The sequence below is a fragment of the Mesorhizobium sp. M0011 genome (genome assembly GCF_040324155.1).
Lineage (GTDB): Bacteria > Pseudomonadota > Alphaproteobacteria > Rhizobiales > Rhizobiaceae > Mesorhizobium.
The window spans coordinates 68356-93457 of the sequence record NZ_JAMYVQ010000002.1 but is presented as its reverse complement, the minus strand read 5'-3'; the positions used below and the strand labels follow the sequence as shown (position 1 = coordinate 93457).

At 63.2% G+C, this 25102-nt stretch carries 23 protein-coding genes and 1 pseudogene; 12 read left to right on the top strand and 12 right to left on the bottom strand.

What is annotated here, in order from left to right; genetic code table 11:
• Positions 1 to 154 precede the first annotated feature (154 nt).
• On the top strand, positions 155 to 1747 hold the full coding sequence (locus NKK51_RS02835; protein ID WP_352551075.1) for a peptide chain release factor 3: 1593 nt from the start codon (positions 155 to 157) through the stop codon (positions 1745 to 1747).
• A gap of 74 nt (positions 1748 to 1821) precedes the next feature.
• Here the strand turns inward: NKK51_RS02835 and NKK51_RS02830 are convergent, their stop codons facing one another.
• From NKK51_RS02830 to NKK51_RS02820, 3 genes are all read right to left on the bottom strand, one after another.
• Positions 1822 to 2292 carry a VOC family protein gene (locus tag NKK51_RS02830; protein WP_352551074.1) on the bottom strand — a complete coding sequence of 157 codons (471 nt, stop codon included), beginning with the start codon at positions 2290 to 2292 and terminating at the stop codon, positions 1822 to 1824.
• Positions 2293 to 2325: 33 nt separating this feature from the next.
• Positions 2326 to 2853: an SRPBCC family protein gene (locus tag NKK51_RS02825; protein ID WP_245273228.1), complete on the bottom strand. Its 528-nt coding sequence runs from the start codon at positions 2851 to 2853 to the stop codon at positions 2326 to 2328.
• Between the two features lie 72 nt (positions 2854 to 2925).
• Positions 2926 to 3270 carry an ArsR/SmtB family transcription factor gene (locus NKK51_RS02820; protein WP_352551072.1) on the bottom strand — a complete coding sequence of 115 codons (345 nt, stop codon included), beginning with the start codon at positions 3268 to 3270 and terminating at the stop codon, positions 2926 to 2928.
• Between the two features lie 197 nt (positions 3271 to 3467).
• Here NKK51_RS02820 and ilvD point away from each other — a divergent pair, with 197 nt between their 5' ends.
• Entirely contained in the window at positions 3468 to 5312 is a 1845-nt protein-coding gene (gene ilvD / locus NKK51_RS02815; protein WP_023811662.1) for a dihydroxy-acid dehydratase, read from the top strand.
• 159 nt (positions 5313 to 5471) lie between these two features.
• Here ilvD and NKK51_RS02810 read toward each other — a convergent pair whose 3' ends face one another.
• On the bottom strand, positions 5472 to 7226 hold the full coding sequence (locus NKK51_RS02810) for an ABC transporter ATP-binding protein (protein ID WP_128363991.1): 1755 nt from the start codon (positions 7224 to 7226) through the stop codon (positions 5472 to 5474).
• A 169-nt stretch (positions 7227 to 7395) separates the two neighbouring features.
• Here NKK51_RS02810 and NKK51_RS02805 point away from each other — a divergent pair, with 169 nt between their 5' ends.
• Positions 7396 to 8676 (top strand): amidohydrolase family protein, encoded by a 1281-nt coding sequence (locus NKK51_RS02805; protein WP_352551070.1) that lies wholly within the window; start codon positions 7396 to 7398, stop codon positions 8674 to 8676.
• Between the two features lie 106 nt (positions 8677 to 8782).
• The gene (locus NKK51_RS02800) at positions 8783 to 9706 is read left to right on the top strand and encodes a DMT family transporter (RefSeq protein WP_023811665.1); all 924 of its coding nucleotides are present in this window, start codon (positions 8783 to 8785) and stop codon (positions 9704 to 9706) included.
• 5 nt (positions 9707 to 9711) lie between these two features.
• On the opposite strand, the gene NKK51_RS02795 is transcribed toward NKK51_RS02800, so the two are convergent.
• The gene (locus tag NKK51_RS02795) at positions 9712 to 10614 is read right to left on the bottom strand and encodes a phosphotransferase family protein (protein ID WP_023811666.1); all 903 of its coding nucleotides are present in this window, start codon (positions 10612 to 10614) and stop codon (positions 9712 to 9714) included.
• A 101-nt stretch (positions 10615 to 10715) separates the two neighbouring features.
• Here NKK51_RS02795 and NKK51_RS02790 point away from each other — a divergent pair, with 101 nt between their 5' ends.
• A complete protein-coding gene (locus tag NKK51_RS02790) occupies positions 10716 to 11348 on the top strand; it encodes a class I SAM-dependent DNA methyltransferase (RefSeq protein ID WP_352551068.1) in 633 nt (210 codons plus the stop codon).
• A gap of 1 nt (position 11349) precedes the next feature.
• Here the strand turns inward: NKK51_RS02790 and NKK51_RS02785 are convergent, their stop codons facing one another.
• Positions 11350 to 13803, bottom strand: coding sequence for a GcvT family protein (locus NKK51_RS02785; RefSeq protein WP_352551067.1), 2454 nt, complete (start codon positions 13801 to 13803; stop codon positions 11350 to 11352).
• On the bottom strand, positions 13800 to 14687 hold the full coding sequence (locus NKK51_RS02780; RefSeq protein ID WP_128304831.1) for a phosphotransferase family protein: 888 nt from the start codon (positions 14685 to 14687) through the stop codon (positions 13800 to 13802). Before NKK51_RS02780 ends, NKK51_RS02785 begins: the two co-directional genes overlap by 4 nt.
• Before the next feature lie 403 nt (positions 14688 to 15090).
• Here NKK51_RS02780 and NKK51_RS02775 point away from each other — a divergent pair, with 403 nt between their 5' ends.
• Positions 15091 to 15867: a DeoR/GlpR family DNA-binding transcription regulator gene (locus tag NKK51_RS02775; RefSeq protein ID WP_127290028.1), complete on the top strand. Its 777-nt coding sequence runs from the start codon at positions 15091 to 15093 to the stop codon at positions 15865 to 15867.
• Here NKK51_RS02775 and NKK51_RS02770 read toward each other — a convergent pair.
• Entirely contained in the window at positions 15864 to 16763 is a 900-nt protein-coding gene (locus tag NKK51_RS02770) for an NAD(P)/FAD-dependent oxidoreductase (RefSeq protein ID WP_352551064.1), read from the bottom strand. The genes NKK51_RS02775 and NKK51_RS02770 overlap by 4 nt on opposite strands.
• A complete protein-coding gene (locus tag NKK51_RS02765) occupies positions 16753 to 17202 on the bottom strand; it encodes an RrF2 family transcriptional regulator (RefSeq protein WP_352551062.1) in 450 nt (149 codons plus the stop codon). Before NKK51_RS02765 ends, NKK51_RS02770 begins: the two co-directional genes overlap by 11 nt.
• 88 nt (positions 17203 to 17290) lie before the next feature.
• Here NKK51_RS02765 and NKK51_RS02760 point away from each other — a divergent pair, with 88 nt between their 5' ends.
• Together NKK51_RS02760 and NKK51_RS02755 are read left to right on the top strand one after the other, a co-directional pair.
• Positions 17291 to 18202, top strand: coding sequence for a LysR family transcriptional regulator (locus tag NKK51_RS02760; RefSeq protein ID WP_352551061.1), 912 nt, complete (start codon positions 17291 to 17293; stop codon positions 18200 to 18202).
• 218 nt (positions 18203 to 18420) lie between these two features.
• Positions 18421 to 19575 (top strand): ABC transporter substrate-binding protein, encoded by a 1155-nt coding sequence (locus tag NKK51_RS02755; protein ID WP_352551059.1) that lies wholly within the window; start codon positions 18421 to 18423, stop codon positions 19573 to 19575.
• 138 nt (positions 19576 to 19713) lie between these two features.
• On the opposite strand, the gene NKK51_RS02750 is transcribed toward NKK51_RS02755, so the two are convergent.
• Positions 19714 to 19851, bottom strand: a complete 138-nt coding sequence (locus tag NKK51_RS02750; protein WP_352551321.1) for a hypothetical protein — start codon at positions 19849 to 19851, stop codon at positions 19714 to 19716.
• Here NKK51_RS02750 and NKK51_RS02745 point away from each other — a divergent pair.
• The 4 genes and pseudogenes from NKK51_RS02745 (at position 19796) to NKK51_RS02730 (ending at position 24194) form a co-directional block, all read left to right on the top strand.
• A pseudogene (locus tag NKK51_RS02745) lies at positions 19796 to 20681 on the top strand (ABC transporter ATP-binding protein). The gene NKK51_RS02750 and the pseudogene NKK51_RS02745 sit on opposite strands and share 56 nt — an antisense overlap.
• A 223-nt stretch (positions 20682 to 20904) precedes the next feature.
• Positions 20905 to 21870, top strand: coding sequence for an ABC transporter permease (locus NKK51_RS02740; protein ID WP_352551057.1), 966 nt, complete (start codon positions 20905 to 20907; stop codon positions 21868 to 21870).
• Complete coding sequence (locus NKK51_RS02735) at positions 21860 to 22675, top strand: ABC transporter permease (protein ID WP_127320604.1); 816 nt, start codon at positions 21860 to 21862, stop codon at positions 22673 to 22675. The genes NKK51_RS02740 and NKK51_RS02735 overlap by 11 nt, the downstream gene beginning before the upstream one ends.
• A 91-nt stretch (positions 22676 to 22766) precedes the next feature.
• Positions 22767 to 24194, top strand: a complete 1428-nt coding sequence (locus NKK51_RS02730) for a gamma-aminobutyraldehyde dehydrogenase (RefSeq protein WP_352551055.1) — start codon at positions 22767 to 22769, stop codon at positions 24192 to 24194.
• Positions 24195 to 24317: 123 nt separating this feature from the next.
• Here NKK51_RS02730 and NKK51_RS02725 read toward each other — a convergent pair whose 3' ends face one another.
• Positions 24318 to 24632 carry a hypothetical protein gene (locus tag NKK51_RS02725; RefSeq protein WP_352551054.1) on the bottom strand — a complete coding sequence of 105 codons (315 nt, stop codon included), beginning with the start codon at positions 24630 to 24632 and terminating at the stop codon, positions 24318 to 24320.
• Positions 24633 to 24686: 54 nt separating this feature from the next.
• Positions 24687 to 25049 (bottom strand): nuclear transport factor 2 family protein, encoded by a 363-nt coding sequence (locus NKK51_RS02720; protein ID WP_352551052.1) that lies wholly within the window; start codon positions 25047 to 25049, stop codon positions 24687 to 24689.
• Positions 25050 to 25102 lie beyond the last annotated feature (53 nt).

Below are 25102 nucleotides of genomic sequence, written 5' to 3'. Positions count from 1 at the left end.
ATCGAGCAGCGCAAAATATTTGGCAATGCGCTGGCCTCAGCCACAGTGTGACGAGCTGCATGGCCGTGACGGAGAGGGTGGTCCGCGCCGGACCGGTCGACAGCCCGGCACTGCGCTGCTAGAAGCCCGGCCTGTCACACGGAAATCCCAGAGAATGCCCGAAGCAATAGAAGAAGAAGTGGCGCGCCGCCGCACCTTCGCGATCATCGCGCACCCAGACGCCGGCAAGACGACGCTGACCGAAAAGCTGCTGCTGTTCGGCGGCGCCATCCAGCTTGCCGGCGAGGTCAAGGCCAAGAAGGACAAGATCCAGACGCGGTCCGACTGGATGAAGATCGAGCGCGAGCGCGGCATTTCGGTCGTCACCTCGGTGATGACCTTCGAGTATGAGGACAATGTCTTCAACCTGCTCGACACGCCCGGCCACGAGGATTTCGCCGACGACACCTACCGCACGCTGTCGGCGGTCGACTCGGCCGTCATGGTCATCGACGCCGCCAAGGGCATCGAGCCGCGCACGCTGAAACTGTTCGAAGTCTGCCGCCTGCGCGACATTCCGATCATCACCTTCATCAACAAGATGGATCGCGAAAGCCGCGATCCGTTCGAGATTTTGGACGAGATCGAGCAGAAGCTGGCGCTGGATACTGCCCCCGTCACCTGGCCGATCGGCCGCGGCAAGAATTTTTCCGGCACCTATCATTTGGCGCTGAATGCCGTGCGCAGGGGCGACGCGGAGAAAGAACGCACCCCGGTCAACGGACCCGATTCCAACCGCGTTGCCGGGCTGCTGCCGGAAAACGAGCGCGAGGCCTTCATCGAGGAGTTGGAGCTCGCGCGAGAAGCGTGCAGACCCCTCGATATCGAAGCCTTCCGCGAGGGTCACCTGACGCCGGTCTATTTCGGCTCGGCGCTGCGCAACTACGGCGTCCGCGACCTGATCGAGGCGCTTGGCGCTTTTGGACCGCCGCCGCGCGCGCAAGAGGCCGACACCCGCAAGGTCGAGGCGACCGAGGAGAAGATGACGTCCTTCGTCTTCAAGATCCAGGCCAACATGGACCCCAACCACCGCGACCGTATCGCCTTCGTCCGCGTTTGCTCGGGCAAGCTCGAGCGCGGCATGAAGGCCAAGCTGGTGCGCACGGGAAAACCGATGTCGCTGTCGGCACCGCAATTCTTCTTTGCCCGCACCCGCGTCACCGCCGACGAGGCCTTCGCCGGCGATGTCGTCGGCATTCCCAACCACGGCACGCTGCGCATCGGCGACACGCTGACCGAGGGCGAGGAGATATTGTTCCGCGGCGTGCCGAATTTCGCCCCGGAAATCCTGCGCCGTGTCCGGCTTGGTGATGCGATGAAGGCCAAGAAGCTCAAGGAAGCGCTGCACCAGATGGCCGAGGAGGGCGTCGTGCAGCTGTTTTCGCCGGAAGATGGCTCGCCTGCCATCGTCGGTGTCGTCGGCGCGCTGCAGCTCGACGTGTTGAAGGAGCGGCTGAACTTCGAATACACGCTGCCGGTCGAATTCGAGATGTCGCGCTTTTCCGTGTGCCGCTGGATTTCGGCCGACGACAAGGCCGAGGTCCTGCGCTTCATCGAGGCGCATCGCGGCGACATCGCCCGCGATCTCGACAACGACCCCGTGTTCCTGGCCCAGCACGCCTTTTCGCTGAACTACGAAGCCGAGCGCTGGAAGGCGATCAAGTTTGCCACGATCAAGGACTATCAGGTCCGCGACAAGGCGGCGTAAGTCGCGCTTTTCCTTCTCCCCGTTCACGGGGAGAAGGTGTCCGAAGGGCGGATGAGGGGCGGCGCGACCCTCGACTATCCTCTAGCCGCTTCCTCGATCTTGGCGATGTCGATCTTGCTCATCTGCATCATCGCCGACATCACGCGGCCGGCCTTGGCCCGGTCCGGATCCAGAAGCAAGCGCGGCAGTTGCTCCGGCACGACTTGCCAGGAGATGCCGAACTTGTCCTTCAGCCAGCTGCATTGCGACGGTTCGCCGCCACCTTCGATGAGCTTGTCCCAGAAATAATCGACCTCTTCCTGCGTCTTGCAGTCGATCGACTGCGACATCGCTTCGGTGTGCTTGAATTGCGGTCCGCCATTGAGCGCCTGGAACTGCACCCCGTCGAGTTCGAACGTGGTCACCAGCACTTTGCCTTCATTGCCGTGGCCTTCGGGCCAACGCATCACGCTCAGCACCTTCGAATTCTTGAAGATCGATACGTAGTGGTTCATGGCCTCTTCGGCCTGGCCGTCGAACCACAGGAAGGTGGTGATCTTTTGCATTGTCTGTCTCCTTGGCATTTCTTTGGGGAAGGGTCAGGCGGCGCCCTTAGCGGCGTCCTGGAGTGAAAAAAGATAGGCGTCGAGCTGGGCGTAGCTGTTGGCCATGCCGCTGGTCATGCCGGTGCCGAGAGCGCCGTCACGGGCTGTTTGCGAAGCGTAGAGCACCGTCTGCGTTAAAAGGGTTTTGCCGGTCTGATCGGTAAAGGTCACCGTTCCGATCGTTTCGCCACCGGTCCAGTCCTCGTCGAACAGTTCGGTTGCGACGATCCGGCTCGGCCGTACGATTTCGCGATAGGCGCCGCTCATACCCATACTGCGACCGTCGCGGTGCTGCCAGACATAACGCGTCGCGCCGCCGACTCTGAGGTCGATCTCGCAGACCGTCAGACGCCAGCCGTCCGGGCCGTGCAGCCAGCCCTTCAGCAGCTCCGGCACCGTCCAGCAGTCGAAGACCATCGGCCGTGGCGCCGCGAAGAGGCGGGTGATCTGGATCTCACGGTCGCTGGGCGTGGTCACTGTCAAGGTGGCGACGGTTGAGCCGGGAAGAATTGTGGTGCTCACGATGATCCTCCTTATGTTGTCCAAGGACGGCCGGCCGGCCGGCGATCCGACACAGGTCCCGATTTTTTCCGGCTATTGGTCTGCCTCGCCGGGAGCTTTTTCGGCTTGCATGGCGCCCAACAGGGCGTCGAGGCGCTGGAAATTGCCTTCCCAGATTTTGCGATAACGCTCCAGCCAGTCATTGGCCTCGGCCAGCGGCTCGGCTTCCAGCCGGCATGGCCGGCGCTGCGCGTCGCGGCCACGAGAGATCAGCCCAGCGTTTTCCAGCACCTTGAGATGCTTGGAAATCGACGGTTGGCTCATCGCGAAGGGTTCGGCGAGCTCCATGACCGAAGCTTCGCCCTGGAGGAGCCGCGCAAGGATGGCGCGCCGTGTTGGATCGGCGAGCGCGGCAAAGGTAGCGTCCAGCTGGTTCATCTGTCATCCATAGCCAATAAGGTATATACCCATTTGGCTATATACAGGTGAATGACCCTCGTCAACCAAGTTGCGCCTTGCGTTCTGGCGCATTGCAAAATTGTGGCCAGACCGGGCTTGCGCGTCTATAACGCCTGCGGTCCGAATTCAGCTCCGCCGCGCCATGCCTGGCTGCGGCCAGCCACCAAGGAAAAAACATGCCTGCCTATCGCTCCCGCACCACCACCCATGGCCGCAACATGGCCGGCGCTCGCGGCCTCTGGCGCGCCACCGGCATGAAGGACAGCGATTTCGGCAAGCCGATCATCGCGGTGGTCAACTCCTTCACCCAGTTCGTGCCGGGCCATGTCCATCTGAAGGATCTCGGCCAGTTGGTCGCGCGCGAGATCGAGAAGGCCGGCGGCGTCGCCAAGGAATTCAACACCATCGCCGTCGACGACGGCATCGCCATGGGCCATGACGGCATGCTCTATTCGCTGCCGTCGCGCGAATTGATCGCCGACTCGGTCGAGTACATGGTCAACGCTCACTGTGCCGATGCCATGGTCTGCATCTCCAATTGCGACAAGATCACGCCCGGCATGCTGATGGCCTCGTTGCGCCTCAACATCCCTACCGTCTTCGTTTCCGGCGGTCCGATGGAAGCTGGCAAGGTGGTGCTCGCCGGCAAGACGCAGGCTCTCGACCTGGTCGATGCCATGGTGGCGGCGGCCGACGACAGAATTTCCGACGAGGACGTCAAGGTCATCGAGCGCTCGGCCTGCCCGACCTGCGGCTCCTGCTCGGGCATGTTCACCGCCAATTCGATGAATTGCCTGACCGAGGCGCTGGGCCTTTCATTGCCCGGCAACGGCTCGACGCTGGCCACGCATGCCGACCGCAAGCGGCTGTTCGTCGAGGCCGGCCACCTGATCGTCGATCTCGCCCAGCGCTATTACGAGCAGGACGACGAAACCGCGCTGCCACGCAACATCGCCTCCAAAGGTGCGTTCGAGAACGCCATGACGCTCGACATCGCCATGGGCGGCTCGACCAACACCGTGCTGCACATTCTCGCCGCCGCGCATGAGGGCGAAATCGATTTCGATCAGGACGACATCGACGCGCTGTCGCGCAAGGTGCCGGTGCTGTGCAAGGTTGCTCCGGCCAAGTCCGACGTGCACATGGAAGACGTCCACCGCGCCGGCGGCATCATGGCCATCCTCGGCCAGCTCGACAATGCCGGCCTGCTCAACCGCGACCTGCCGACGGTGCACACGCGAACGCTGGGCGAAGCGCTCGACCATTGGGATATTTCCCGCACGACCAGCCAGAGTGTGCGCGATTTCTTCCTCGCCGCCCCTGGTGGCGTGCCGACACAGGTCGCTTTCAGCCAGGACCGCCGCTGGGACGAACTCGATCTCGACCGCGAGAAAGGCGTCATCCGCTCGACCGAACATCCCTTTTCCAAGGATGGCGGCCTCGCTGTGCTGAAAGGCAATCTGGCTCTCGACGGCTGCATCGTGAAGACGGCCGGCGTCGATGAATCGATCCTGAAGTTCACCGGCCCGGCCCGCGTGTTCGAAAGCCAGGATTCCAGCGTCAAGGCGATCCTGTCGAACGAGATCAAGGCCGGCGATGTGGTCGTCATCCGCTATGAAGGGCCGCGCGGCGGCCCAGGCATGCAGGAAATGCTTTATCCAACCAGCTATCTGAAGTCGAAAGGGCTCGGCAAGGCCTGCGCTCTGGTCACCGACGGCCGCTTCTCCGGCGGCACGTCGGGCCTGTCGATCGGCCACGCATCGCCGGAAGCCGCCGAAGGCGGGCTGATCGGGCTGGTGCAGGAGGGCGATACGATCGAGATCGACATCCCCAACCGCAGCATCCGCCTGGCTGTCGACGATGCCGAACTGGCAGCGCGCCGTGCTGCTATGGAGGCCAGGGGCGCCCTGGCCTGGAAGCCCGAGGAAAAGCGCAAGCGCAAGGTGACGACCGCCTTGCGCGCCTATGCCGCGATGGCGACCAGCGCGGCCAAGGGCGCGGTCAGGTTTGTGCCGGAATAAGGTTCGCGCCCAGGCCCCCTCATCCGGCCGCTACGCGGCCACCTTCTCCCCGCAGGGGAGAAGAGGCTGGCGCCGGCGCTGACGATCTCTTCTCCCCTCGGGGAGAAGGTGGCCCGAAGGGCCGTATGAGGGCGTCTGGCTCCAACATCCGGAACACCATCACGGCATCAACTGATACTCATAAAGCTTCTGGTAGAGCCCGCCCTGCTTGAGCAAGGTCTTGTGCGGGCCGCTTTCCACCACCTTGCCGGCTTCGAGCACCACGATCGTGTCAGCCTGGTGCACGGTCGACAGACGGTGCGCGATAACGATCGTCGTGCGGCCTTCCGTCAATTGCTGCAGCGCGTCGCGGAACAGTGCTTCCGATTCGGCATCGAGCGCGCTGGTCGCTTCGTCCAGAAGCAGGATCTCGGCATTGCGCAGCATGGCGCGTGCGATCGAGATCCGTTGGCGTTGGCCGCCCGACAGCAGGCCGCCATTCTCGCCGACATCCGTCTCGTAGCCTTTCGCCTGCGCGCTGATGAAGTCATGGGCGTTGGCCGCCTTGGCGGCGGCGATCACCTCTTCGTCGGTCGCACCCTCGCGCCCAAGCCGGATGTTGTGCATGATGGTGCCGGCAAACAGGAACGTGTCCTGGCTGACATAGGCGATCTTTTCCCGCAGCGATGCGAGCGTCGCATGGGAAATATCCTGACCATCGAACAGCACCTTGCCGCTCTTCGGGTCGTACATGCGCATGATCAGGTTTAGAATCGTCGACTTGCCGCCGCCGGAAGGCCCGACCAGCGCCGTCATCTTGCCGGGCGCAAGCGTCAGATCGAACCTGTCCAGCACCGGCGGCCCGTTCTGATAAGCGAAGTCGACCGCGTCGAACCGGATCTCGCCCGGTCCGGCCAGAAGCGGCTTCGCGTCGGGCTTCTCTACCAGAGTCAGCGGCTGGTCGGCGAGCTCGAACATCATGCGCACGCCGACAATGCCGCTTTCCAGCGATATGCGCACGCGCGCAAGGCGCTTTGCCGGCTCATAGGCAAACAGCAGCGCCCCGATGAAGGCCATGATGTTTCCAGGCATCTGGCCGCCTTGCAAGACCAGGAAGCCGCTGACGAAGATGGCCCCGGCAATTGCCAGTCCGGCCAGCGTCTCCATCACCGGGCTTGTCGCAGCCTCCAGCGTCGCGATGTTGTTGGCCCGGTTCTCGACGTCCGACACGGCCTTGTACATGCGGTTGCGCATTGCGCCTTCGAGGTTGAAGGATTTGACGACGCGCACGCCGATTGCCGTTTCCTGCATCACCTGCACGATCTGGCCGACCGAGCGAAACTCCATCGCGGCGAACTTGCGAACACGTTTGAGGATGCGGTTGACCCCGTAGATAGCCAAGGGGCCGACGACAAAGCAGATTATGGACAAGGCTGGCTGCTGCCAGACCATGACCCCTACCAGGACAACCAGCGACAACAGGTCGCGCACATAGGACGTGACAACGAGGTCGAGCACGTTGCGCGCAGCCTGCGCATTGTTGGTCATGCGTGTGATCAGGTCGGACGACGAGGTCGAATGGTAGAATTCGATGCCTTGCGCCAGGATGCGGTCGTAGATCTTGCGCTGGCGATCGGCGATGATGGCGTTGCCGACCCGGCTCATGAAATAGGCCTGGATGAAGTTGGCGAGACCCTTGAGGATGAAGATCGTGGCAACCCCCGCCGCAATCAGGTTGACGCGGTCAATCCGCTTGAAGACCACGAATTCGTCGGTGATCTCTTTGAGAATCCAGGCGCTGGCGCCGGTCGTGGCGGCCACCACAAGCATCGACAAGATCGCGGCGCCGTAGCCAAACCTGTGCTGGTAAAAGGATTCCCGGATCAACCTCGCAACGAGGCGCTGGTTTTCCGTCGAGCGGAAGAAACGAAACAAACGGCGGATCCTTGAAACCGGGACAACGAAGGCGGCTTATAGAGGGAGTTGCGGCCGGATGGAACCATCCGCGGCCGCCGCGGACAAACCGCTGTTGCAAGCGGCATCGACGAGATGCGATTTCCAGCCTCGGCTATATCAGATGATTCTTTTGACGGGATGACGACAGATGGATTTCGACCTTATCGTTCGCGGCGGCACGCTGCCTGATGGCAGCGTTGCCGACATCGGCATCAGCGGCGAGACGATCGCGGCGATCGAGCCCGTTATGCAGGGTTCCGCGCGAACCGAGATCGACGCCCGTGGCAATCTGGTCTCGCCGCCCTTCGTCGATCCGCATTTCCACATGGACGCGACGCTCTCATACGGCATTCCGCGCATCAACGCGTCGGGTACGCTGCTCGAAGGCATTTCGCTATGGGGCGAGTTGAAGCCGCTTTTGACGCATGAGGCGGTGCGTGATCGCGCATTGGCCTATTGCGACTGGGCGGTGTCGATGGGCCTGCTCGCAATCCGCACCCATGTCGATGTCTGCGATGACAGGCTGCTGGCGGTCGAGGCGCTGCTCGAGGTCAAGAAGACGGTCGCCCCCTATATCGACCTGCAACTGGTCGCCTTTCCGCAGGACGGGTTCTACCGCTCGCCGACGGCACGTGAGAACACCATCCGCGCATTGGACATGGGCCTCGACATTGTCGGCGGCATCCCCCATTTCGAGCGCACCATGGCCGACGGCACGCGTTCGGTAACGGAGCTGTGCGAGATCGCGGCCAAACGCGGCCTGATGGTCGACCTGCATTGCGACGAGACCGACGACCCGCTGTCGCGTCACATCGAACAGCTTGCCTATGAGACGCAGCGCCTTGGTCTGCAAAACAGGGTGGCCGGCTCGCATCTCACATCGATGCATTCGATGGACAATTACTACGTCTCGAAGCTGCTGCCGCTGATCGCCGAGGCCGGCGTCTCGGTCATTCCCAATCCGCTGATCAACATCATGCTGCAGGGCCGCCACGACACCTTCCCGAAGCGCCGCGGCCTGACTCGGGTCAAGGAGATGCTGGCGCTCGGCATTCGCGTCGGCTGGGGCCAGGATTGCGTGCTCGATCCCTGGTATTCGCTTGGCACCGCCGACATGCTCGATGTCGCCTTCATGGGTCTGCACGTTGCTCAGATGTCGAGCCCGGCCGAGATGGCGCGCTGCTTCGACATGGTCACCAACGTCAATGCCGCGATCATGGGCCTCGATCATCTCGGCCTGGCGGTCGGCAAGCGCGCCAGCCTTGTCGTCCTCGATGCCGGCAATCCGGTCGAAGCCCTGCGCTTGCGCGCCGAGCGCCTGTGCGTCATCGCCAGGGGCAAGGTGGTGGCGGAGCGGACGAAGCAGGAAACCAGGCTGTCCATCGACGGAAGGCCGGGAATGGTGAACCGGCGGCACATATCCAGCTAGATACAGCCGATTCCTGGCGCTGGTCTTACCCATTGCCCGAATTCTCCTCGTCAAAGCCGCCGCTTCCGTCTACGACGCGGCTTACCAGGGAGGAATCGGGATCGGCATGACGCAGCCCGTGGCGCAGAATTCGACGATCAGGAATGTGCTTCTGGCCGGCATTCTGCTGATGCTGGCCGGCGACTTCCTGTTTGCGCTGAACGACGCCATGGGCAAGTGGCTGGTCGCCAGCTTCTCCGTCGGTCAGGTGGTGCTGATCCGCTCCATCGGCGCCTTTTTCGTGCTTGGCCCGATGATTGCCCATCAAGGCACGGCCAAGCTGTTTCGCATGGAACGCCTGGAGCTGCAGCTGCTGCGGGTGGTGATGACGACACTCGACACCGCGCTCTTTTATGCCGCCGTGGTCTATCTGCCGCTTGCCGATGTCATGAGTTTCTACATGGCCGGGCCGATCTACGTTGCGGCGCTCTCGCACCTCTTGCTTGGCGAAAAGGTCGGTTGGCGCCGCTGGATGGCGATCCTGCTCGGCTTCTGCGGCGTTTTGATCATGCTGAAACCGTCCTCGGCGGCGTTCTCGCTGTCGTCGGGCTTTGCGCTGGTGGGCAGCATCTCCTTCGCCTTCGCCATCATCCTCAACCGCCGGCTGCGCGGCACCAGCGACACCAATCTGGTGACATGGCAGACTATCGGCACGCTGCTGGTCGGGGGTGTGCTGACCATCGGCGCCTGGCAGACGCCGTCGGCGCTCGATCTCGGCGCCATGCTGCTGCTCGGCATCGTCTCCTGCGGCGCGCATCTGATGATCACCAGGGCGCTCAAGCTGGCGCCGGCTTCGACATTGGCGCCGCTGCACTACACGCTGCTGCTGTGGGCGGTGGTGTTCGGACTGGCATTCTTCGGCGACGTGCCAGGCCCGCGCATACTGATCGGCTCGGGCATCGTCGTTCTGGCCGGCCTGTTCATCTTCCACCGCCAGAAAGTGGTCGAGACTGCGGTGCCGCCCGAAAACGTGCCGAAGGGCGTGAATTAGTAGGCTCAGCCCTGACGTATCGCCGCCAGGTGCCGTGAAAACTCCGTCGTCTCCATCAGCGCCTTGCAGCGCGCGAACCGACCGTCGGCATAGGCGCGAAAATCATCGACCGGATTGTTGTTGGCGAGCTGGATCAGCCCCCACAGCGTCCACAACAGGTCGCACATCGCCTTGTAGATGACGATGCGGCCGCGCTCCGCCGGCTTGGCCTCGCCGCCGAAATAGGCGCGCATCATCTCCTCATCCTGCCCCGTGTCGAATTTGCCTTCCACGCTGAGGTCGCCAAGGTCCCAGAGTGGGTCATTCATGCCCGAATACTCCCAGTCGACGATCCACATCCGCTCGCCGGTATCGAGAAAGTTCTCGCACAGCGGATCGCAGTGGCAGGCAACGAGCGGCAGCGGATAGGCGGCCAGCGCCGAGCGCACGCTCTCGGCGTCGCGCACCACGTCATGATAACCGGCGGGCAGGGCGACCTCCTTGGTGGACAGCACCTTGAGGTAATCGTCGATCATCGCGAACAATTCGAAGCGGAAGGGAAACACCGCGCCTGAATCGTGCAGCTTGCGAAAGGCCTCGCCGGCGCGGGCCGGACTGCCCGGACGTGTCCGGAATTTCTCCGGCGACATCGTTTCGGCGCCGGCGATGTAGCGTGTCACCATCACCCCGGTGCCGGGGTCGACATGCAGCACCTCGGGACTGACCCCTGCCTTTGCCGCTTCGCGTGCAGCCACTGCTTCGTTGGCCCGGTTGATGTATTCCTCGGTGCCCTTGCCGGGAATGCGCAGGCAGAAGTCGCCGGCCTTGAAGACGAGGTTGGTGAGGCCGCCCAGCCGTTCCAGCGGCCCGCTGTAGCCGGCCAGCATGGGAATGGCGTCCAGTGCCGCACGCGCCTCGTCAGTCACCATGCCTGCGCCCCCACGCCGTTATTTGTCGCAGCGACGGTTCCACAATTTTCGCGCTTTGGCTATCATCACTGCGAGATCAAAAATTGGCGGACTGGATAAAAGTGGCGGACAGCAAACATCATGGCGCGCTCGGCGCGGCCTACGCGGCAAAGCGGCCCGAAGAGGTGGCCGCACTCTATGATCGCTGGTCGGAAACCTATGACGCCGACATGTCGGCCGCCGGCTATCGCCATCCGACGATCTGCCTTGCCTTGCTGGCCCGCCATCTGCCGCGCGGTTCAGCACCGCTGCTCGATGCCGGGGCCGGCACCGGGCTCATCGGCGAATGGCTTGATATTGCTGGTTACCCGCAAGTCGAGGCACTCGATATTTCACAAGGCATGCTGGATCAGGCGGCCCGCAAGGGCGTCTATTCCGCGCTCCATTGCCTGGCGCTCGGCGGTCATCTGCCCTTTGCCGATGATGCCTATGCCGGGATCATCTCGGCCGGCGTCTTCACCTCGGGCCATGTCGGCGTCGAGGGGCTGGACGAGCTAATCCGCATCTGCCGCCCGGGCGGCGTGATCGTGCTGACGGTCAAGAACACGCTGTGGGATGCCGGCTTTGCCACGCGTGTCGGCGAGATCGAGGTGCAAGGCCTCGTCACCCGCGTCGAGGAAACGCGCCCTTACGTCTCCATGCCGGGCGAAGCCGACACCGTGCCCAGCCGCGGTCTCGCACTGCGCGTGACCTGACCTACGCTTTGACCCTGGCGCCTGCCGGGTCGTACATCGGCTCGAGATGGATCTTGGCCGGTGTCCTCTCCATCGCAACCACCAGTTCATAGTCGCCCGAGACCAGAAAATCGTCGCTCACCCCGTCGGCGTTGCGCACATAGCCGTAGCCGATGGTCTTGCCCAGCGTGTAGCCATAACCACCGCTGCTGAGATAACCGACCGGATCGCCATTGCGCAGTATGGTTTCGCGACCGAGCAGCACGATCTCGGGGTCGTCGACCGTGAAGCCGGCAAAGCGTTTCTTCAGTGCCGCGCCGCTGGTCTTCTCCAGCGCGCGCCGTCCAACGAAATCGGTGTTCTTGCGCAGCTTGACCGCCCAACCGAGCCCGGCTTCCTGCGGCGTGTCGTTGGGGGTGATGTCGGAGCCCCAGGCGCGATAGCCTTTTTCCAGCCTTAGCGATTCCAGCGCCCGATAGCCGACCGGGCGGATGTCATGCTTCTCGCCTGCCGCCAGCAGCGCGTCGAAGACTTCGCCGGTGGCCGCGATCGGCACATGCAGTTCCCAGCCGAGTTCGCCGACATAGGTGACGCGCAGCGCCCGAACCGTGTGGCCGGCGATGGCAATCTCATGCACATGGCCGAACGGGAAGCCGGCATTCGACACGTCGGCTCCGGTCGCCGCCGAGAGCACGTCGCGCGCCCGAGGACCCATCAGCGACAGCGTGCCGAAATCCTCGGTGACGTCGACAAGCCTGGCGTCGAGCCCTTCGCCGATATGATCGCTGATCCATGAGAAATCATGCGTGCGGAAACCTGTGCCGGTGACGATGTAGAATTTCTCCTCGGCCAGCCTCGCCACAGTGAGATCAGCCTCGATACCGCCGCGCGTGTTGAGAAGCTGCGTGTAGGTCAGCCGGCCGACCGGTTTGCTGACGTCGTTGGCGCAGATCCAGTCCAGCGCCTTCAGCGCATCGGGCCCGCTCAACTCGTATTTGGCGAAGGAGGATTGATCGAATATGCCAACCTTTTCGCGCACATGACGGTGTTCGTCGCCGACCGCCGCGAACCAGTTCTGCTGGCCCATCGAATAGATGTCCTGCGGCTCGACGCCTTCGGGCGCGAACCAGTTCGGCCGCTCCCAGCCGAGCTTCGAGCCGAACACAGCATTTTGCTGTTTCAGCCTGTCGTAGAGCGGCGAGAGGATACGGGGCCTCCCGCTGGCATACTCCTCATGCGGGAAGCCGATCGTATAGTGCTTGCCATAGGCCTCCAGCGTGCGGTCGCGGACCCACTGACGGTCGCGGTGCAGGTTGGAAAAGCGCCTGATGTCGACCACCCAAAGGTCGAGCGGTGCTTCGCCGTCGACCACCCACTGCGCCAGCACCCAGCCGGCGCCGCCGCCCGAGGCGATGCCGAAGGCGTTGAAGCCGGCGCCGACGAACATGTTGGCACATTCGGGCGCTGTGCCGAGAATGAAATTGCCGTCCGGCGTAAAACTCTCCGGCCCGTTGATCATCTGCTTGACGCCGACGGTTTCCAGCGCCGGCACGCGCGCGATCGCTTGGCTCATGTGCTGCTCGAAATGGTCGTAGTCGTCGTCGAACAGCCTGAACTCCCAATCATTGGGTACGTCGCCGCCGGGGAGACCAGTCGCCCAGGCCTGCGGGTTCGGCTCATAGCCGCCCATCACCAGCCCGCCGACTTCCTCCTTGAAATAGGTGCGTCGGTCAGGGTCGCGGATGGTCGGCGCGTCGGTCGCCAGACCGTCGATCTTCTCGGTGATGATGTACTGGTGCTTCACCGGCTGAAGCGGCACGTTGATGCCGGCCATGGCCCCCACTTGCCGCGCCCATTGGCCCGCACAGTTGACCACCTTGTCGCAGGCGATGTCGCCCTTGCTGGTCTTCACCGCCGTGATGCGGCCGTCCTTCATTTCGAAGCCGGTGACACGGACATCCTCGAACAGTTTGGCGCCATGCATGCGCGCGCCCTTGGCCAGCGACTGCGTGATGTCGGAGGGGCTCGCCTGGCCATCGGTCGGCAGCCAGGAGGCGCCGACGAGATCGCCGGTCTCCAGCAGCGGCCACATTCTTTTCACCTCGTCCGGCGACAGCAATTGCATGTCCATGCCGAAGCTTTTTGCTGTTGTCGCCAGCCTTTTGTACTCCGTCCAGCGGTCGGCATTGGTGGCGAGCCTGAGGCAGCCGGTCATCTTCCAGCCGGTGGCGAGACCGGTCTCGGCCTCCAGTCCCTTGTAGAGGTCGACGGAGTATTTCAGCACGCGGGTGATAGACGCCGACGAGCGCAATTGCCCGACAAGGCCGGCCGCATGCCAGGTCGAACCCGAGGTCAGCTTGCCCTGCTCCAGCAGCACCACGTCAGCCTTATGGTCGCGCGCCAGATGATAGGCCGTCGAACAGCCGATGATGCCGCCGCCGATGACGACGATGGCGGCCTGGCTCGGCAATGTCATGATTTCTGTATCCCGTATTTTGTCCGGTAGTTTTCAAGTGCCGCGTCGAGCCGGACGAGGTTTTCCTCGGTGTAGGCGACGTAGTCGATGCCTGGCGCGTCGAGATAGAGCTCGGAGACCATGCTCCACATCGCCTCGCGCAGCAGCGAGGCGCATTGCATGGCCGCGTGCGAACGGCGGATCGCATCGTCCGGCTCCTTCATGAAGTAGGCTGTCAGGAAGGCGAAGGATTCCTCGTCGCTCATGCCGGCGTTGGAGGCGGCGCCTGCGAGGTCGAACATCGCCGTGTTGAAACCGGCATATTCGAAGTCGATCAGCCACAGCCTGTTGCCGTCATCGAGAATGTTGGCCGGCAGCAGATCATTGTGGCCAAAGACGATCGGCAGCAGCTTCTGCGCGCGCTCCAGTTCGTCGGCCAGTGTCAAAAGGCGCGGCAAGTCGCTGCGCTTGCGGCTCCCGCCCTCTTCAAGCGTGCGCGCATAGTCGCGGATGACATGGAACACCCAGAACATGAAGCCGGCGCCGGAAACGTGATTGGGCATCTCCCGGTGGAAGGCGCGCATCAGAGCCGCGACGCGGCCGAGATTGGCGCGCACGTCTTCCGCCAGATAGGTTTTCGCACCGAGAAATTCCGTTACCAGTATGCCCGGTTCGGCATGGTGGACGGCTGGCGCGAAACCGGCGGCATGCGCCGCCCGCGCGGTCATAACCTCGCGCTCGCGAAAGACATGGTGGAACGGATAGTCCTTGCCGAAGCGCACGACATGTCGTCCGGCCGCGTCCGTGACCACATAATTCGCGTTGCTCAGGCCGCCGGGCAGCGGTGCGATCTCGATGCCACCGGTCCAGCAGGGCAGGGCGCGGATGCGATCTTCGGCGGTCACGGAATCATCCCTGGTTTGCTGGGCTTCGACAAGGCGCCGTGAACAGCGCAACGACGGCGGGGAGAAACGTAAATACTCTCGTCGGTGCGGGACGCCAGGATCGGTATCCCGCACCGCACCGACGAGCCCCTTGGCCAGGTTTTTGAGCCCGGCATCCGCCCCCGCGGATCTGAAAATTCCTTGTACAGGCACGTTCCAAACGGCCTGACCACTGAGTTGCGTCTCTGCCCCCAGTCGCAGATCTGAAGCCTGTTGATGTCTTTGATTTCACGCCCGGGTTGCCCGCTTGTCAATAAAAAGGTGTGACTTTTTTTGGGTATTTTGCCCGAAAGCATAAGGTAGTTCCTTTAAAAGCACTTGAATTACCTTAGAATCGGTCAGGAGCATCAGTTCGGGAAACCAGATGGCCCAGTCCAAACGACACGGCGAGATCCTGCGTCTCCTGCAGGAAGAGGGCACCGTCACCATCGCCAGTCTGGCCGACCGGCTGGGCGTGTCGCTCGAGACAGTGCGCCGCGACGTCAAGCCACTGACTGGTGATGGCTCTGTCCTCAAGATGCATGGCGCCATCGGCCTGCCGTCGATGATCGGCGAAGCGCCGTTCGAGCGGCGTATGCGTGAGAACGCCGACGCCAAGCGCGTCATTGCCCGCATGGTCGCCGCCACCATACGCGACGGCGAATCGATCATGCTCGACACCGGCACGACGACCTCGTTCCTTGCGCGTGAACTGCTTGGCCACCGGCGCCTGACGGTCGTCACCAATTCCTCGGATATTGCCCGCACGCTGGCCACCATCAACGGCAACAAGGTCTATATGGCGGGCGGCGAGCTGCGCAGCGATTCCGGCGCTGCTTTCGGCGCCTCGGCAATCGATTTTGTCAGTCGTTTTTCGGTCAGCCACGCCATCATTTCCACCGGCGGCGTCGACGCGGTGATGGGCGTCATGGATTTTGATCTGGATGAAGCCGAGTTCGCCCGCATGGTGCTGTCGCGCGGCCAGCGGTCCCTGGTCATCACCGATCACTCGAAATTCGGCCGTCTTGGTCTGGTCCAGGTCTGCGGCTTCGACAGCTTTTCCGAACTCGCCACCGATCGCTCGCCGCCGCACGACCTGGCCGCCGCCCTTGCGCAGGCCGGCGCGCGGCTTAGCATCGCCGACGAGGAAGCCGGGTTTTAGCTAAACACCAGCGACTGGTGGGCGCAGACGCCCGCAAAGGTGCCAGCCGATACCGCAAAGGCGATGTTGTGCATCGAACGTGCCGCGTCGCCGGCGGCGTAGACGCCGGGCACGGTCGTCTGCTGCCTGTCATCGACGGTGATTATCGGACCGAGAAGGCCTTGGGTGAAGCCGCAGCCGAGCTGTTCGGCCAGCGGGCTGGCCATGGTGTTGCGCGGCGCGGTGAACATCGCCCTGACGCCGGCCTTTCGGCTATCGTCGAGGTGGACGATCAACCCGCCGGAGCCGTCTTCCCGCAGCTCGGCAACGCTGGTGGGCTCAAACCGCACCTTTCGGCTCTCCAGCGCGCGCATCTGCTCTGTGTCAGGCTCGAACAGGCCGTTGCCGAACAGCGTGACATCGCCCCAATCGGCGATCAATTGCGCCTGATGCAGGGACATCGGGCCGGTTGCGAGCACGCCGAGCGGCCCGCCGGAAACCTCGTAGCCGTGGCAATAGGGGCAGTGCAGCACTTTTCTGCCCCAGAGCTCGGCAAGACCGGCAACCTCCGGCAGGATATCGCGCACCCCGGTGGCCAGCACCAGCCGTGTGGCGCCGAATGTCTCGCCGCCGTCGGTGGCGATTTCGAAATCGCTGCTGCCAGCAGCAACGGCCTTGTCCGCACGCCTGTCGACAACCCTGGCTGTCGGATAGGCCAGCAGCTGCCGCCTTGCGTCATCCAGGATTGCGCCGGGCGCGCGCCCGTCATGTCCGAGGAAGCCGTGCGAATGCTCGGCAAAGCGGTTGCGCGGCTGGCCGGCGTCGATCACCAGCACCTTGCGTCCTGCGCGCGCCACCTGGATGGCGGCGGACAGGCCGGCAAAGCTGCCGCCGACTACGGCAAGATCATACTGCATGGCTGGAGACTCCAATGAGGTCAAAACGGCGGCGGAAATCGGCGGTCAGGTCGGCCAGCGTGATGCGGCTCAGTTTCTCCGCCAGCAGCTTTTCGGCGGCGATGCGAAAATCGTCGAGCACGGCGATAACCGCCTGCTCGACGAGGCAGCCGGGGCTTTCCGGGTCGGTGCTGAACGGCAGAAGCGACTCGCCAAGCGCTGCGCTGATCTCGGCCAGGGATATTTTCTCGGGCGCCCGCCCGAGCAGCCAGCCGCCACCGTGCCCGCGCGACGAGGTGACGATGCCGGCATCGCGCAAGCCTGCGATGGTGCGACGGACCACAACCGGATTGGTGTGGATGAAGGTGGCAAGCTGCTCGGAGGTCAGCGCCTGTTCGGGCTTCTCGGCCATGTGGACGAGAATGTGCAAGGTCGAGGACAGTCGGCTGTTGCGCTTCATGTAACTTAGTTAGTTACGATTGGCGAAGCCGTCAAGTGTTCGCCGGTTGCCACTTCCCAGCATCGCGTCCGCCGTGTTTAGTCCGGCCATGGCTTTCACCATCCGCCAGTTGCAGTTCTTCATCGCCGTCGCCGAGCAAGGCACGGTCTCGGGCGCCGCGCAGAACCTGTCAATCTCGCAATCGTCGGTCACCGAAGCGATCAAGGAGCTCGAAAGCGATCTCGGCGTCGAACTGTTCGAACGCCATCCGCGTGGCCTCAACATCACCCACAAGGGCCACCAGTTCCTGCGCCACGCGACGAAGATTCTCGCGGACGTTTCCGACGCGCGCCGCACTTTCTCGGGCGAGCAGACGGTGGCGGCCGGCCGGCTGCAGCTCGGCGTCACCTCACTGGTCGCCGGCTATGTGCTGTCGGATCTGCTCGCCCGCTACCGCCGCGCCTATCCCGGCGTCGAGGTCTCTGCCATCGAGGACAATGGCGATTATCTCGAACACCTCCTGATCGGCGGCAAGCTCGACATTGCCGTCATGGTCACCTCCAATTTGCGCGACCGCACCGCGTTGCAGTCGGAAATCCTCGAAGTCTCGGCCTATCGGCTGTGGCTGCCGCTCGGTCATCCGCTCGTCGGCGCCGACATCATCGGCATTGGCGACATTGCCTCCGAAACGCTGATCATGCTGACCGTCGACGAGATCGAGGAGAATACCGGCAAGCTGCTGACGGCGATCGGCGCCAGGCCGCATGTCGCCTTCCGCACCCGTTCCGTGGAGGCCGTGCGCAGTCTGGTCGCCACCGGCGCCGGTGTGGCGCTGCTGCCCGACCTCGTCTACCGGCCCTGGTCGCTGGAAGGCGACCGCATCGAATCGCGCGACATTTCCGGCTCCTTGCCGGTGGTCCAGGTCGGCATGGTCTGGCGGCGCGGCTCCGGTCTGCCGCAGGCGGCGCGCGATTTCATCGGCCTTGCCCAGTCGCAACGGACGGTCCGCCAGCGTCCCTGAGAGATCGGCTGCCCACCTATCGGAAAAACCGATATCGCCCTTCTGATAAATGAATTTGCGAAACCGGAATTTTCGAAGCACTTTCGGTTAGGGACCAAAGCCGCCATCAGAGCGGCATCAAGCCCAACGGACGAACTGACAGTTTTCAGTCCGCGCGTGACCCCTAGCGAAGACCGAAACCGGCTTTCAGGGTCAGGCGCCTAAATGGGAGATCGACAATGAATTCATTCCTGAAGTCGTGCACTGCTCTGACGGTTGCGCTGACCTTTTCCGGTCAGGCCGTCGCCCAGGTCAAGGAACTTGGCAAGGGCGAAGGTCAGGTCAACATCGTTGCCTGGCCAGGCTATATCGAGCGCGGCGAAACCGACAAGGGTTATGACTGGGTGACCTCCTTCGAGAAGGAGACCGGCTGCAAGGTCAACGTCAAGACCGCCAACACCTCCGATGAAATGGTCTCGCTGATGAATGAGGGCGGCTTCGACCTCGTCACGGCTTCGGGCGATGCCTCGCTGCGCCTCGTTGCCGGCAAGCGCGTGCAGCCGATCAACACCGATCTCATCCCGAGCTGGAAGACCGTCGACGAGCGCCTCAAGGACGCGCCGTGGTTCACCGTTGGCGGCGCCCATTACGGCGTTCCCTACCAGTGGGGTCCGAACGTCCTCATGTACAACACCGACGTGTTCAAGGAGGCTCCCAAGAGCTGGAACATCGTCTTCGAGGAAATGAAGCTGCCTGACGGCAAGTCCAACAAGGGCCGCGTCCAAGCCTATGACGGGCCGATCCACGTCGCGGACGCCGCCAACTATCTGATGTTCCACAAGCCGGAACTCGGCATCAAGGATCCCTACGAACTGAACGAGGATCAGTACAAGGCTGCGCTGGAATTGCTGCGCGTCCAGCGCACGCTGGTCGGCCGCTATTGGCACGACGCCGCCATTCAGGTCGACGATTTCCAGAACGAAGGCGTCGTCGCTTCCGGCTCGTGGCCGTATCAGGTCAACACGCTGGTCGCCGCCAAGAAGCCGGTCGCGTCCACCATCCCGGAGGAGGGAGCCACCGGTTGGGCCGACACCACCATGATGGAAGCCGACTCGGCCAACCCCAACTGTGCCTATATGTGGATGGAACATTCGCTGTCGCCCAAGGTGCAGGGCGACGTCTCGGCCTGGTTCGGTTCGCTGCCGGTCGTGCCCGCCGCCTGCAAGGGCAATGAGCTTTTGACCGACGAGGGTTGCAAGACCAACGGCTACGAGAACTTCGACAAGATCAAGTTCTGGAAGACGCCGGTGTCGAAATGCGCCACCCAGAACGATCAGTGCGTGCCCTACTACCGCTGGGTATCCGACTATATCGGCGTCATCGGCGGGCGGTGATTTTTCTTACCCTCCCTCTCGTGGGGAGGGTCGACGCATAGCGTCGGGGTGGGGTCGGCTCGGCGTTTTTCGAGGCACCCCCACCCGCGGCTTCGCCGCGACCTCTCCATAAGGGGGGAGGTAGGACGTCGCGCGACATCAGCACACCAAACCGGCAACGGACTGACAGCCCATGACCTCCGCCGTCTCCTTCCAGAAAGCCTCGCGCCATTTCGGCAGCGTGCGCGCCGTCGACGCGGTCGATCTCGATATCGCGCCGGGGGAATTCTTCGCCATGCTCGGGCCGTCCGGAACGCGCCGAGGGCGTTCCGCCCTATCGCCGCAACGTCAACACCGTGTTTCAGGACTATGCGCTGTTCCCGCATCTGAACGTGCTCGACAACGTTGCCTACGGGCTGATGGTCAAGGGCGTCGGCAAGGCTGAGCGGCACAAGGCGGCGGAAGAGGCGCTGTCGCTGGTGCGGTTGCCGGGCTATGGCGCCCGCCGCCCCGGCCAGCTTTCCGGCGGCCAGCGCCAGCGCGTGGCACTGGCCCGTGCGCTGGTCAACCAGCCAAAGGTGCTGCTGCTCGACGAGCCGCTCGGCGCGCTCGACCTCAAATTGCGCGAGAACATGCAGGAGGAGCTGAAGTCGCTGCAGAAGGCGCTCGGCATCACCTTCGTCTTCGTCACCCACGACCAGGGCGAAGCACTGTCGATGGCCGACCGCGTCGCCGTTTTCAACGACGGCAAGATCATGCAGATCGGCACGCCGGAGGATATCTACCAGCGGCCGAAGACGCGTTTTGTTGCCGATTTTGTCGGCTCATCGAATGTACTGCCACCGGATTTCGTCCAGCGTTATTCCGGCCAGCATCGCTGGGGGAGTCTCCGCCCTGAATCCATTCGCGTCGGCCGCGCGGCCAGCGGGGGCACAAGTGGTGAAGGCGTGTCCGCCCGCCTCGTCTCGACCAACTATCTCGGCGCCACGACAAAACTGGCGCTCGACGCCGACGGCCTGCGACTGCACGCAATCATGCCGGCCGGCACGGCCTTGCCTGGGGAAGGCGAGGCGGTCGTGCTGACTTTCAACCGCGAGCACCTGCATCTGATGGACGAGCCGGCATGATGAAGGTTTGCGCATTGCACCCCCCTCTGTCCTGCCGGACATCTCCCCCGCAATGGGGGAGATTGGCTGTTACCACTGGCTTCGCCAGCTTCCAACGCTGCAGAGCCGGTGAGGCGGACAAGCTGCTGATCTCCCCCCTTGCGGGGGAGATGTCCGGCAGGACAGAGGGGGGTGTGAAGGATCTCGGCCTCTCATACATCCTCCATGAGTACAGAGCTCCATCATGACGACCGCCGCGCTCAGCTCCAATCCCGCGCCCGCCATCCTGCCGGGTAGCGGCGGTCTGCGCGGCGCCCTGTCGGATCTTTTCTGGCGCAAGCCGAAGGTCCTGCTGCTGCTCATGCTGCTGCCGCCGGTGCTGTGGCTCGGCATCGTCTATATCGGCTCGCTGTTTGCGCTTCTGGCGCAGAGCTTTTTCTCCATCGACGAGTTTTCCGGTCTCATCAACCGTGAGTTCACGCTCAAGACCTATGGCGACCTGCTCCAGGCAGCCAACCTAGACATCATCCTGCGCACGGTGACGATGGCGGCCCTGGTCACGCTGGCCTCGGCCGTCATCGCTTTCCCCATCGCCTACTACGCGGCGCGCTATGCGCGCGGTCGCTGGAAGGCTTTGTTCTATCTCGGCATCATGCTGCCGCTGTGGTCGAGCTATCTGGTCAAGATCTACGCCTGGAAGCTCATCCTGGCCAAGGAAGGCATCCTCACCTGGCTCCTCGCCAAGCTGCATTTGTTGTGGGTGCTCGACGCCTGGCTGTCGCTGCCGATCGTCGGCGGCAATTCGCTGTCGGTATCGTTCACCGGCACTTTCATCGTCTTCGTCTATGTCTGGCTACCGTTCATGATCCTGCCGGTACAGGCGGCGCTCGAGCGCGTGCCCGGCAATCTCGTCGAGGCCTCGTCCGATTTGGGCGCTTCGCCCGGCCAGACCTTCCGCAACGTGCTGTTCCCGCTGGCGCTGCCGGGCATCGTCGCCGGTTCGATCTTCACCTTCTCGCTGACGCTCGGCGACTATATCATCCCGCAGATCATCGGCACCTCGCGGCTGTTCATCGGCCAAGCCGTCTATTCGCAGCAAGGCACGGCCGGCAACATCCCGCTCGCCGCCGCCTTCACCGTGGTGCCGATCGTCATCATGGGCTTCTATCTCTGGGGCGCCAAGCGCATGGGGGCCTTCGATGCGCTCTGATGGTTCCCAGTCGGCGCCGCTCGGCCTGAAGATCGCCGCCGCCTGCGGCCTGCTGTTCCTGCATCTGCCGATCCTGCTGATCTTCGTCTACGCCTTCACCACCGAGGAGAAGAGCTTCGTCTGGCCGCCGCCAGGACTGACGACGCAATGGTTCGCCGTGACCTGGAACCGGCCGGATGTCTGGCAGGCGCTGTCGCTATCGGTCAGGGTTGCCTCGATCTCGACTGCGATTGCTTTGGTCCTCGGGACGCTCTGTTCGGCGGCGGTGTCGCGGACAAAATTCTTCGGCCGCGAAACCATCTCGCTGCTGGTCATCCTGCCGATCGCGCTGCCCGGCATCATCACCGGCATCGCGCTGCGCTCGGCCTTTTCGCTGGCAGATATCCCGTTCTCGTTCTGGACGATCGTGCTTGGCCACGCCACCTTCTGCGTCGTTGTCGTCTACAACAACGCCGTCGCCCGTTTCCGCCGCACCTCCGGATCGATGATCGAGGCGTCGATGGATCTCGGCGCCGACGGTTTTCAGACCTTCCGACATGTCGTGCTGCCCAACATTGCCACGGCGCTGCTTGCCGGCGGCATGCTGGCCTTCGCGCTGTCCTTCGACGAGGTCATCGTCACCACCTTCACCGCCGGACAGCAGCAGACGCTGCCGATCTGGATGCTGGAAGAGCTGATCCGCCCGCGCCAGCGCCCGGTCACCAATGTCGTCGCCATGGTCGTCATGCTGGTGACGCTGCTGCCGATCCTTGCCGCCTATTACCTCACCCGCGACGGCGACCAGATCGCCGGAAGCGGGAAATGAAAAACAGCGAATAGCGAGTAGCGAATAGGGAATTTCGGCGGTCAAACCCTACTCGCTACTCCCTATTCGCTCCTGTTAAGGGAGAAACCTTATGGACACCCAGATGCTGATCGGCTCGAAATTCGAGAAGGGCACCGAAACCGAGGAACCGATCCTCAATCCAAAGACCGGGGCGACCATCCTCAGCCTGCCCGAGGCCAGCCAGGCACAGATTGAGGCGGCGATCACTGCCGCCGAACAAGCGTTCGTCTTGTGGTCGCGCACCACGCCGGCGCAGCGCTCCGGCTATTTGCTGAAGATCGCCGACCGCATCGAGGCCGATGCCAAGGAATTCGCCACGCTCGAGGCGCTCAATTGCGGCAAGCCGATCAACGCCGTGCTCAATGACGAAATCCCGGCCATCGTCGACTGCTACCGCTTCTTCGCCGGTGCCGTCCGTTCGATGCCCGGCGTCGTCGCCGGCGAATACATTCCCGGCCACACCTCGATGGTCCGCCGCGACGCCATCGGCATCGTCGCTTCCATCGCGCCGTGGAACTACCCGCTTATGATGATGGCCTGGAAGCTGGCGCCGGCGATCGCCGGCGGCAACACCGTCGTCTTCAAGCCGTCCGAGCAGACACCGCTGACGGCGCTGAAGCTTGCCAAGATACTTGCGGAAATCCTGCCGGAAGGCGTGGTCAATGTCGTGCTCGGCCGCGGCGACAGCGTCGGCAACACGCTGATCAACCATCCCAAGGTCAACATGATCTCGATCACCGGCGATGTCGCCACCGGCAAGAAAGTGCTGCAGGCGGCCGCCAAGTCGGTCAAGCGCACGCATCTCGAGCTCGGCGGCAAGGCGCCGGTCATCGTCTTCGACGACGCCGATCTTGGCGCCGTGGTCAACGGCCTGCGCGCCTTCGGCTATTACAATGCCGGCCAGGACTGCACCGCCGCCTGCCGTATCTACGCCGGCAAGAAGATCTACGACAAACTCGTCGCCGATCTCTCCTCGGCCGTCTCGACCATCAAGTACAATCGTCCCGACGACACTGAAAACGAGATCGGCCCGCTCATCTCCCGCCGCCAGCGCGACCGCGTCTCCAGCTTCGTCGAGCGCGCCTCGGAACTGAACCACATCGAGATCACCACCGGCGGCAAGCCGGGCGAGGGTTCCGGCTTCTACTACCAGCCGACCGTCGTTGCCGGCGCCCTGCAGGAAGACGAGATCGTGCGCCGCGAAGTGTTCGGACCGGTCGTCTCGATCACCCGTTTTTCGGAAGTCGACGAGGCGGTGAACTGGGCCAACGACAGCGACTACGGCCTGGCGTCATCCGTATGGACCAAGGACGTGTCGCGCGCCATGGCGACGGCCGCCCGCCTGCAATATGGCTGCACCTGGATCAACACCCACTTCATGCTGACCAACGAGATGCCGCATGGCGGGCTGAAGCAGTCCGGCTACGGCAAGGACATGTCGCTATATGCGCTCGAGGATTATACCGCCGTGCGCCATGTGATGGTTGCGCATGGGTGAGAGGTGGTCCGCGTAGCGGACGAAAAGCCAATTGCTTGGCTTTTCGAGCTTCGAACGCCCGGAGCCTGCGTAGGGCCGGGCGTGGCTATTTTCTCTTCTCCCCGTTCACGGGGAGAAGAGTCGCTACTCCACAACGCGATAAATATTCCACAGGCTGGTGCCCGACACGACATAGGGCTCGATCTCCTTGCCCCATTTCGCGTGCGCGTCGATCTTGCCGATCTTGGCGAAGAACGCCTCCAACTGGGCCAGGTTTTCGACCTGGTGATGGGACTCGACCGTCGCCTCCCGCGCGCCGATAGAACCGGTCATGATCTGGAACTCCAGCTCGGCGAGGCCGACCTGCGAGCCGATCTCGCGTTCCCATTTCTTCAACAGGTCGAGCACGGTCTGCTTGTGTCCGAACTTGGCGTCGATCTGCCATCTGGCGCTGAACATCGTCTTCTCCTCCAGGTTTGCGGCCCAGGCCGCGGTTGATCCACCGGCTGTTGCCTACTCGTCCCAGGCCTGCACGACGGTCTGCCTTGCGATCCGCCCGTTCTTCAGCTCCAGCATCGCCGCGCAGAACACCTTGGTTCCGTCCGGATAGGCGCAGGCCTGGGTGAAGGCGAGGCTGTCGCCGTCGGCGATGGTGGTGTCGACCTTGTGGGTCATCGCCCGGCTGCAGATGTCGTCCCAGAATGTGGTGATCGCGGCGCGCCCGCGGATTTCACGCGGCTTGCTCGGCGGGTTGTTGCGGTCGATCACCCGCACCAGCGCGTCATCGGCATAGAAGCTCGACAGCATCTTGCCGTCACGGGTCTCGATGGCCTTCTTGATCGCCGCGCCATCCACTGTTCGGGTCTTGGTCAGCATTTCATCCTCCATTGGCCCGTCTTCCGGGCGGTTGATGGTCGAAGTGCTGCCCG

Coding starts and splice junctions, on each gene's coding strand:
- NKK51_RS02720 (WP_352551052.1), bottom strand. CDS start 25,049: ATGCTGACCAAGACCCGAACAGTGGATGGCGCGGCGATCAAGAAGGCC.
- NKK51_RS02760 (WP_352551061.1), top strand. CDS start 17,291: ATGGCTTTCACCATCCGCCAGTTGCAGTTCTTCATCGCCGTCGCCGAG.
- NKK51_RS02805 (WP_352551070.1), top strand. CDS start 7,396: ATGGATTTCGACCTTATCGTTCGCGGCGGCACGCTGCCTGATGGCAGC.
- NKK51_RS02765 (WP_352551062.1), bottom strand. CDS start 17,202: ATGAAGCGCAACAGCCGACTGTCCTCGACCTTGCACATTCTCGTCCAC.
- NKK51_RS02735 (WP_127320604.1), top strand. CDS start 21,860: ATGCGCTCTGATGGTTCCCAGTCGGCGCCGCTCGGCCTGAAGATCGCC.
- NKK51_RS02785 (WP_352551067.1), bottom strand. CDS start 13,803: ATGACATTGCCGAGCCAGGCCGCCATCGTCGTCATCGGCGGCGGCATC.
- ilvD (WP_023811662.1), top strand. CDS start 3,468: ATGCCTGCCTATCGCTCCCGCACCACCACCCATGGCCGCAACATGGCC.
- NKK51_RS02835 (WP_352551075.1), top strand. CDS start 155: ATGCCCGAAGCAATAGAAGAAGAAGTGGCGCGCCGCCGCACCTTCGCG.
- NKK51_RS02795 (WP_023811666.1), bottom strand. CDS start 10,614: ATGGTGACTGACGAGGCGCGTGCGGCACTGGACGCCATTCCCATGCTG.
- NKK51_RS02800 (WP_023811665.1), top strand. CDS start 8,783: ATGACGCAGCCCGTGGCGCAGAATTCGACGATCAGGAATGTGCTTCTG.
- NKK51_RS02775 (WP_127290028.1), top strand. CDS start 15,091: ATGGCCCAGTCCAAACGACACGGCGAGATCCTGCGTCTCCTGCAGGAA.
- NKK51_RS02820 (WP_352551072.1), bottom strand. CDS start 3,270: ATGAACCAGCTGGACGCTACCTTTGCCGCGCTCGCCGATCCAACACGG.
- NKK51_RS02830 (WP_352551074.1), bottom strand. CDS start 2,292: ATGCAAAAGATCACCACCTTCCTGTGGTTCGACGGCCAGGCCGAAGAG.
- NKK51_RS02755 (WP_352551059.1), top strand. CDS start 18,421: ATGAATTCATTCCTGAAGTCGTGCACTGCTCTGACGGTTGCGCTGACC.
- NKK51_RS02730 (WP_352551055.1), top strand. CDS start 22,767: ATGGACACCCAGATGCTGATCGGCTCGAAATTCGAGAAGGGCACCGAA.
- NKK51_RS02725 (WP_352551054.1), bottom strand. CDS start 24,632: ATGTTCAGCGCCAGATGGCAGATCGACGCCAAGTTCGGACACAAGCAG.
- NKK51_RS02750 (WP_352551321.1), bottom strand. CDS start 19,851: ATGGCGAAGAATTCCCCCGGCGCGATATCGAGATCGACCGCGTCGACG.
- NKK51_RS02740 (WP_352551057.1), top strand. CDS start 20,905: ATGACGACCGCCGCGCTCAGCTCCAATCCCGCGCCCGCCATCCTGCCG.
- NKK51_RS02770 (WP_352551064.1), bottom strand. CDS start 16,763: ATGCAGTATGATCTTGCCGTAGTCGGCGGCAGCTTTGCCGGCCTGTCC.